The following is a 7,149-nucleotide window of genomic DNA, read 5'->3' as shown; positions in this document are numbered from 1 at the left end:
GTTCATCGACACAAGGTTCACGCCAAAGCAGCGGACATCAGCGCCGCTCTGCGCAGTGAACACCTGGGCCGTTCGGCAGCGGTTACTGAGGCCTACGCCGCTACGGTTGCCGCGCTGAGCGCCGTGATCGCAGTCTTCAACACTCAGATCAAGCAGTTGGAACGACAGGTTGAGGCGCACTTCATCGATCATCCCCAGGCCGCCATCTATCGGTCGCAGCCGGGCATCGGCGTGGTCACCGGAGCTCGGCTGCTGGCGGAGTTCGGCGACGACCCTGACCGCTACAACAGTGCAAAGGCGCGCAAGAACTATGCCGCGACCAGCCCGATCACCAGGGCATCGGGCAAAAGCAAAGTGATCATGGCCCGCTACGTGCACAACGACCGCTTGGTCGACGCGCTGCACGCCCAGGCATTCTCCGCCGTCAACGGCTCGCCCGGCGCCCGCGCCTACTACGACAAGCAACGCGCCCGCGACGTCGACCACGGCCGAGCCCTGCGGCAAGTCGCCAACCGCCTGGTCGGCATCCTCCACGGTTGCCTGAAAACCGGCACCGCTTACGACGAGAACATCGCCTGGCCGCATCAATCAGCCGCTACTGCTTGACACCGAATCGGCATGGGGTGTCTCAGTGGGCGGGTGGCCGTCCCCGCCTGATCACTGACGATTAGGCGGCGTTCAATTTCGGCGGGCGCGAATGCGGTGATCACGTGGCGCGGCAGATAGCTCAGGCGTTCATGCAGGTTGCGGATCTTTGCTCTTCCCTGGTCGCTTCGTATTCGCACGATGGGGATGAGGCAGGGTCACCCCCGGCCCCAGCAGGCTGTCGACGTAGCAGTTCGTTCGGCAGCCGACTGGTGAGGTTTGCATATGCCTCTCCTCTACGGGTAGGCCAGTTCGAACACGTCGTGACGTTGTCGGGCAACGTCGACCCGAGCAGCTTCGACGCGAGCCTTTCCCGTGCGGGGGTGTTGCCGTACGCGTCGACAAGGCGCATCTGAACCCAACCGCGGCGCATTGCGGTCAGGGCTCGTAACTGGCGTTTCGAGGGCGATCCGGCCGGAGAGGGGAATCAGGTGGAGTACCAGGATTTCATCAACGCAGTGGCGACGCGGGCGAAGGTTTCGACCGATCAGGCGGCGACACTCACCGCCACGGCGCTTGATACGTTGGCAGATCGGATCAGCGCCGGCCAGGCAGAGGACCTTGCCTATCAGCTTCCGGACAAGCTGGCCGACCACCTGCGCGGACCGCGTGGACGGGAACAGGCTACGTCGTTCGGGTTGGAAGAGTTCGTGCGGCGGGTGGCAGACCGCCCGGACATCGACCGTGCGCTCGCCGGTCCCGGGGTCATCGCGGTGCTCACCACGCTCCGTGAGGCTGTCACCCGTGACGAGTTCGAGAACACGGCGGCCCAGCTTTCAAAGGACTTCTGGCAGGTGATCGAACCGGTGGGTGCCGGTGGCGGGCGGCGCCCCGGCTCTTAGCACCCGCCTCTTTAAGGCAGCAGCAGCTCTGCCCGCGCCTTCCTCACCTACGTTCGCAGACGACGGTGCCGCTGGCGATCGCCTCCTGCTCCCAGCGGCTCCCGTCGCTGACCTGCCGCCGGAAGCACGGCCGCCACCCTATGAAACGGGGCTCGCGGCGAGTCCGGTGCAGGCGCGCAGATCCGCATACTCCCGGTGAATCCGGGGCACGTCCTCCCCGCTGACGAGTTCGGGTCGACCGCTGCGTCGGGAGATCGTCGCGGGCAGCAGTTCCGTCTTCGAGATCGCCGTATTGTCTAGAGGGCCACCCGCAGCACTCCAGCCTCGTTGCTGTACCACGCCGCCCGATTCGTCAATCCCTCGCTCCAACGGCACCACTCCCCCAGATACTGCTAGCGGCGGCTCTGCTATCTCGGCCCCTGACTGGGTCCAGGTCGCCGGTGGTGTACGCAGCGCCCCTCGCTGCGGCGACCCGGCTGCGGCAAGGCATTCGCCGCGCCTGGGGTCCTCGAGCACATTCCTGACCGGCAATCCACCGACGGTCAGTCCGTCATCTCACAGATCGCACCGCCTCCGCCGCCCAACGAATCCAGCTGCGGCGCACCTGCCGGTGGCATTGCTCTCCCGCTCACCGCTGGACTCTGTTTGGACGGGCCGGCGGCTGTGGACGCCGCCCGCGCGCTGCTCATCGCCGTCCTAACCTCAAACAGCACCGACGACCCAGGCGTACAGGGGAAAGCCGTCGTGCCGGCGCCGACGATGGCCACCCTGCTGGGCGACTCGATGGTCGACCTCAGCCGCATACCGCGCCTCACCGTCACGCCGACTTTCGCCGCCGCCTGACCCTCATCGAGGAAGAGATCATCCGCCGGAGCCGGGTCATCGCCGATCAAGAGGCCAGCACGGTCTTCACCTTGCGCCACGGGCAGTCCCTCGCCGAGCCGCTGCCGCCCTCACGTTCGTCTGCAGCGCACCGATTCGCCAGTCACGTATGAGCGCCGAGAACCAGGGCGTCATGCATGCCGCCTTCCGGACCCTGACCTGGGGCGTCATTCCGCTGGCCGCGCTCGTCGGTGGTCTGGCGGTCGACGCGCTCACCGAGCCATTGGGGGTGCTGAACGCGGCACGATGGACGATGGCGGGTGGCACCATCCTGGCGGCGTTCTCCTTCGTCTCCGCGATCCGTGTCCAGCCGCTGCTCGATCAGGCCGACCGCGATCGTGCGGCCGTGGCGGCCGAGCCGGCGGCAAAGCTGGCGGAGAGTGCATCATGAAGACGGTTCTCATCACCGGAACCTCTTCGGGCATCGGTCTGGCGACGGCGGTCGCGGCGGCACACGCCGGATACACCGTGATCGCCACCATGCGCGATCCCAGTCGGGCGCGGCCGTTGCTGGACGCCACCGGCGCGGCCGGCATCACGGTGGACGTACGCCATCTCGACGTCACCGACGCCGAATCGATCGACACGTGCATCGACGCGCTAGTGAAGCGATACGGGCGGCTCGACGCGGTGGTCAACAACGCGGGCATCTCGAGCTTCGATCCGACATTGGAAATGTCAACGATGGACAACCTGCGCGCCAACCTGGAGGTGAACTTCTTCGGCGTCATCGCGCTCAGCCGCGTCGCGATGCCGCTCCTGCGCACGGCCCGCGGCCGACTGGTGACGATCGGCAGCGTGCACGGCCTCGTAGGGCAGCCCTTCAACGAGGCATACTGCGCGGCCAAGTTCGCTGTCGAGGGCTTCATGGAAAGCCTCGCACCGGTCGCGGCGGCCCACGGCGTCAAGGTCTCCGTCGTCGTGCCCGGCTTCGTCCTCGGCACCAACTTCGGCGTGTTCCCCGACATCAACCGCAAGACCATCCAGGCCATCTCCGGCGCATACGCACCGACGTTCAAGGCGTACTTCGACTGGGTCGTCAGCCAGGGCTGGGCAGCGGCCGGGCAAAAGGCTCAAGAGGTGGCCGAAACCGTGGTACGCACGCTGACCTCCGACGACCCGCCGTTTCGCGTGGCCACCAACGAATGGGTCGAGGACTACCTCTCGGAGAAGCTCACCGACCGCGACGGAAGCCGCATCCAGGCCCTGGCCCGAACATGGATCGGCGCCGCATGACCGACCTCGAGGATCCAACCTGCCAGGCCCTGCGCATTCAACTGGAGGAGGTGGGCACCGGCCGTGCGAGATTGCGCATGCGGGCCACCGCGGAGATGGCCAACCTGCACGGCTTCGTCCACGGCGGCTACCTCTTCCTACTTGCCGACGCTGCCTTCGCCTACGCCAGCAACAGCCATGGCCGCCCGGCCGTCGCCCACAGCGCGCAAGTGACGTTCCTGCGGGCCGCCGCTGTCGACGACGAGCTCGTCGCCGCGGCCGTGGAGGTGGAGCGCTACGGCCGAAGCGGCATCTACGACGTGACCATCACCCGTCACCCCAATGAGGTCATCGCCGTCTTCCGCGGCAACAGCATGACCGTCGCAGCCATCCGCTGAGCAGCCACAGGAGAGAATCCATGCCGGCCAAATCTCTAACCGACCTCGTCGATTTCGCCCGCCGCAACTCGCCGTTCTACGGTGAGCTCTACCGCGATGTCCCGCAGAACATCACACACCTCACTCAATTGCCGATCGTCGACCAGGCTGCGTTCTGGGCCGCGAACAGCTGGCCGGACAACCGGCTGCTCACGGGACCGCTGACGGACGCGGGGGTCTACAAATCCGGGGGCACGACCGGTGCTCCGAAGTTCTCACCCTGGACGCGTACCGAGCACGCCGACTCGCTGACAGCGTTCGGCGCGGGGATGGTCCAGGCGGGCCTGCGTCCGGGGCACAAGGTGGCGAACCTGTTCCGAGCCGGCGAACTCTACGGCGGCTTCCTCTATATCGAGGGCGCGCTGCATCACGCACCGGTGGACAACGTACGCCTGCCCGTCGGCGGAGCCTCGAACGAATACGTCGTCCAACTCATCGAAGACTTCGGCGTGGACGTGATCGCGAGCGAGCCGATGAAGCTGGCGTCGCTGGCGGAACACGTAGTGCGGAGCGGATATTCGGCCGACTGCGTCGAACTGGTGCTGTTCGCCGGCGACATCCTCTTCAACGACCTGCGACCGCTGTTGTCCCGGGCGTTTCCCAAGGCGGCCATCGCCTCGCTCGGCTACGCCTCGGTCGACGCCGGTCTCGTCGGCGCTCCTGTGCCGGGCGAGGACGTACGCGTCCACGAAGCGTTCCGTAACCGGACGATGGTGGAGATCGTCGACGACACGACGGGCGAGCCGATCACGCGGACCGGAGTCGTCGGCCGGGTCCTCGTGACCAACCTCTTCCGAGCGCTGATGCCCATCATCCGGTATCCCGCTGGAGACCGCGCCGAGTGGGTCGATCCGCAGTCCCAGCGTTTCCGGCTGATGGGCCGCGCCGGCGAGGGCGCCAGGCTCGGTGCGGTGTCCATGCCGACCGAGGACATCCGGGCCGTCCTCATCGCGGCCGACACCGACCGCGTCATCACCGGGATGCAGCTGGTCACGCGCCGCTGGGACGGCAAGAACGGCCTCACCCTTCGCCTGGCGAGCCTGGACGAGCCGCCGGCGGGGCTGACCGAGCGGCTGATCGGAGCCGTCTACGAGGCTCGCCCGATGTATCCAGCCGAGGTGAAGGCCGGTGCCATCCACCACCTCCGCGTCGAATGGGTGGCTCGCGACGGGCTGGTGACCAACCCGCGCACGGGCAAGCTCGTCCAGGTCGTCGACGAGCGCCCCCTCACGGAATGAATGGGCCTCCGCAGACGTGCACCGGGCATCGCAGGTGATCGGTGATGACGGCACCAGTTAGGGCGTTCGAAAACCTGCCACGTGCGTGGCCGGCGCTCTGAAGGGCCAGCCACGCACGTATCCGACATCGGCTACCTGCTCGTCCCGCTTGGGTAGCTGATGCCGAGTTGGTCAAGGTACGTCTTGTACCGGGACGGGTTGTAGTAGAGCTTCTCCAGGCGCGGACGCCATAGCTCCATCCGCTCCCGGTTGAGGTGGACCGCCGGCTTGTCGTCCGGGCCGATCAGCGGCTTGTACCGGCCGGCCTGCTCCGTCTCGAAATACTCCCAGGCATCCTGCACCAGCTGAGGACGAAGCAACAGCTCGAGAACCGTCGTCGCGTACACCGCAGCGCAGGTGGTCGTGCCCTTGTGTGCGATCGGCGTGGCCATCGCCAGCGCATTCCACCACGTGTGGCTCGGTCCGCCGCTTGGGATGTTTGCGGGGTACCGGATAGTGATCGTCGGCGTCTTCCAGGTGATGTCACCGATATCGTCGGAGCCGCCACCTTGCCGGTACTGGTTCGGGATGGGTCCGGAGAGCCCGGCCACCTCCGTCGCCAGCCCTCGCGGGTTGCTGCTGCCGGCGGCCTTCTGGACCGCTCTGGCGTAGGTGTGGTCGTCCTCGCTCCAAGCGGGCATCCCGACCAGCGTCATGTTCGCCGCTGCCGCCTCGGCGACGGGTCGGTTGAAGTGCTGTGGCGAGGCCGCGCCCAGCACCTGGATGTTCACGAGCTCCGTGTCGGTCATCTGGGCCGCGCCCCGTGCGATCTTCTCGGCCAGGGCCCGGAGCGCGATGATCTCGTCGGCAGTGTCCTCGCGCAGGTAGTACCAGACCTTGGCGATCTCTGGGATGACGTTCGGCTGGTCGCCGCCCTCGGAGATGACGAAGTGCGTTCGTTGCTGGATGGGCAGGTGCTCGCGTCGATACTCCATACCCGCGGTCATCAGTTGTACGGCGTCGAGGGCACTCCGCCCGAGGTGCGGTGACGCGCCGTGCCCGGGAGATCCGCGGAAGGTGTACTCGAGCGAGAGCAGGCCGTTGCCGGAAGCCGCACCCCAGTCCACGGATAGGCCGGAGGAGACGTGTGCGAAGAGCGTGACGTCCACGTCGTCGAAGTACCCGTCGCGAACGTAGAAGGCTTTGGTGCCCACCAGTTCTTCGGCTACGCCCGGCCACAGCTTGAGGGTGCCTTTGATGTTGTGGCGTTGCATCAGTTCTTTGAGGACGATGGCGCTGGCGATCACTGCGGCCATGCCGGAGTTGTGTCCCTCGCCATGCCCGGGTGCGTGGTCAAAGCCGATCGGCTCGACCAGCGGGTTGCGACCGATGACTCCCGGCTTCTGGCTCGACCGGGGAATGCCGTCGATGTCGGATCCGAGTGCAATCACCGGCCCACCCGAACCCCAGGTGGCCATCCAGGCGGTCGGGATGCCAGAGATCCCTTCCTGAACCGAGAACCCATTCTTACGGAGTATGGAAAGCAGATACCGCTTGGTCTGAAATTCCTGGAAACCCAGCTCCGAGAAGCTGAAGATCGAGTCGACGATCTCCTGCACGAGTTTGCTGCGCTTGTTGACGGCCCTGATCGCTTCCTCCTTCAGAGCCTGCAGTCGTCGGTCCTGCGGCGGCGCCGGAACGGCGGCTGCTGGGGCCGCCGCGGCCGGTTCAACTCCGCCGAGCCCTGGGGATACCGCGAGACCAGCGCCGGCCGCCCCCACCAAGCCGACCATCTGCCGGCGCGTCAACCCGTCCGACCTGCTTTTCGCCGTCTCGAACACCGACATCCTCCCAAACTAGGTACGTACACTCTTCCGAGTTGCCCTTGACCCATAACGGCCGGACGCATTC

Annotated in this window: 7 protein-coding genes; 6 read left to right on the top strand and 1 reads right to left on the bottom strand. The window is 66.5% G+C overall.

What is annotated here, in order from left to right; all coding sequences use genetic code 11:
• From ABZS42_RS22160 to ABZS42_RS22135, 6 genes are all read left to right on the top strand, one after another.
• Positions 1-606, top strand: a 606-nt coding sequence (locus ABZS42_RS22160; protein WP_355148117.1) for a transposase, incomplete at its 5' end; no start/stop codon positions are given.
• Between the two features lie 470 nt (positions 607-1,076).
• Positions 1,077-1,487 carry a DUF2267 domain-containing protein gene (locus tag ABZS42_RS22155; RefSeq protein WP_355148115.1) on the top strand — a complete coding sequence of 137 codons (411 nt, stop codon included), beginning with the start codon at positions 1,077-1,079 and terminating at the stop codon, positions 1,485-1,487.
• A 991-nt stretch (positions 1,488-2,478) separates the two neighbouring features.
• The gene (locus ABZS42_RS22150) at positions 2,479-2,760 is read left to right on the top strand and encodes a hypothetical protein (protein WP_355148113.1); all 282 of its coding nucleotides are present in this window, start codon (positions 2,479-2,481) and stop codon (positions 2,758-2,760) included.
• The gene (locus ABZS42_RS22145; RefSeq protein ID WP_355148111.1) at positions 2,757-3,605 is read left to right on the top strand and encodes an SDR family oxidoreductase; all 849 of its coding nucleotides are present in this window, start codon (positions 2,757-2,759) and stop codon (positions 3,603-3,605) included. Before ABZS42_RS22150 ends, ABZS42_RS22145 begins: the two co-directional genes overlap by 4 nt.
• Positions 3,602-3,982, top strand: a complete 381-nt coding sequence (paaI, locus tag ABZS42_RS22140) for a hydroxyphenylacetyl-CoA thioesterase PaaI (protein ID WP_355148109.1) — start codon at positions 3,602-3,604, stop codon at positions 3,980-3,982. The genes ABZS42_RS22145 and paaI overlap by 4 nt, the downstream gene beginning before the upstream one ends.
• Before the next feature lie 20 nt (positions 3,983-4,002).
• Complete coding sequence (locus ABZS42_RS22135; protein ID WP_355148107.1) at positions 4,003-5,259, top strand: hypothetical protein; 1,257 nt, start codon at positions 4,003-4,005, stop codon at positions 5,257-5,259.
• A 131-nt stretch (positions 5,260-5,390) separates the two neighbouring features.
• Here ABZS42_RS22135 and ABZS42_RS22130 read toward each other — a convergent pair whose 3' ends face one another.
• Positions 5,391-7,085 carry an amidohydrolase gene (locus ABZS42_RS22130; RefSeq protein ID WP_355148105.1) on the bottom strand — a complete coding sequence of 565 codons (1,695 nt, stop codon included), beginning with the start codon at positions 7,083-7,085 and terminating at the stop codon, positions 5,391-5,393.
• Positions 7,086-7,149: the final 64 nt, after the last annotated feature.

The organism is Micromonospora sp. NPDC005367, assembly GCF_040606825.1.
GTDB lineage: Bacteria > Actinomycetota > Actinomycetes > Mycobacteriales > Micromonosporaceae > Micromonospora.
The sequence above is the reverse complement of the archived record's forward strand: the minus strand, read 5'-3'. Positions and strand labels throughout refer to the sequence as shown.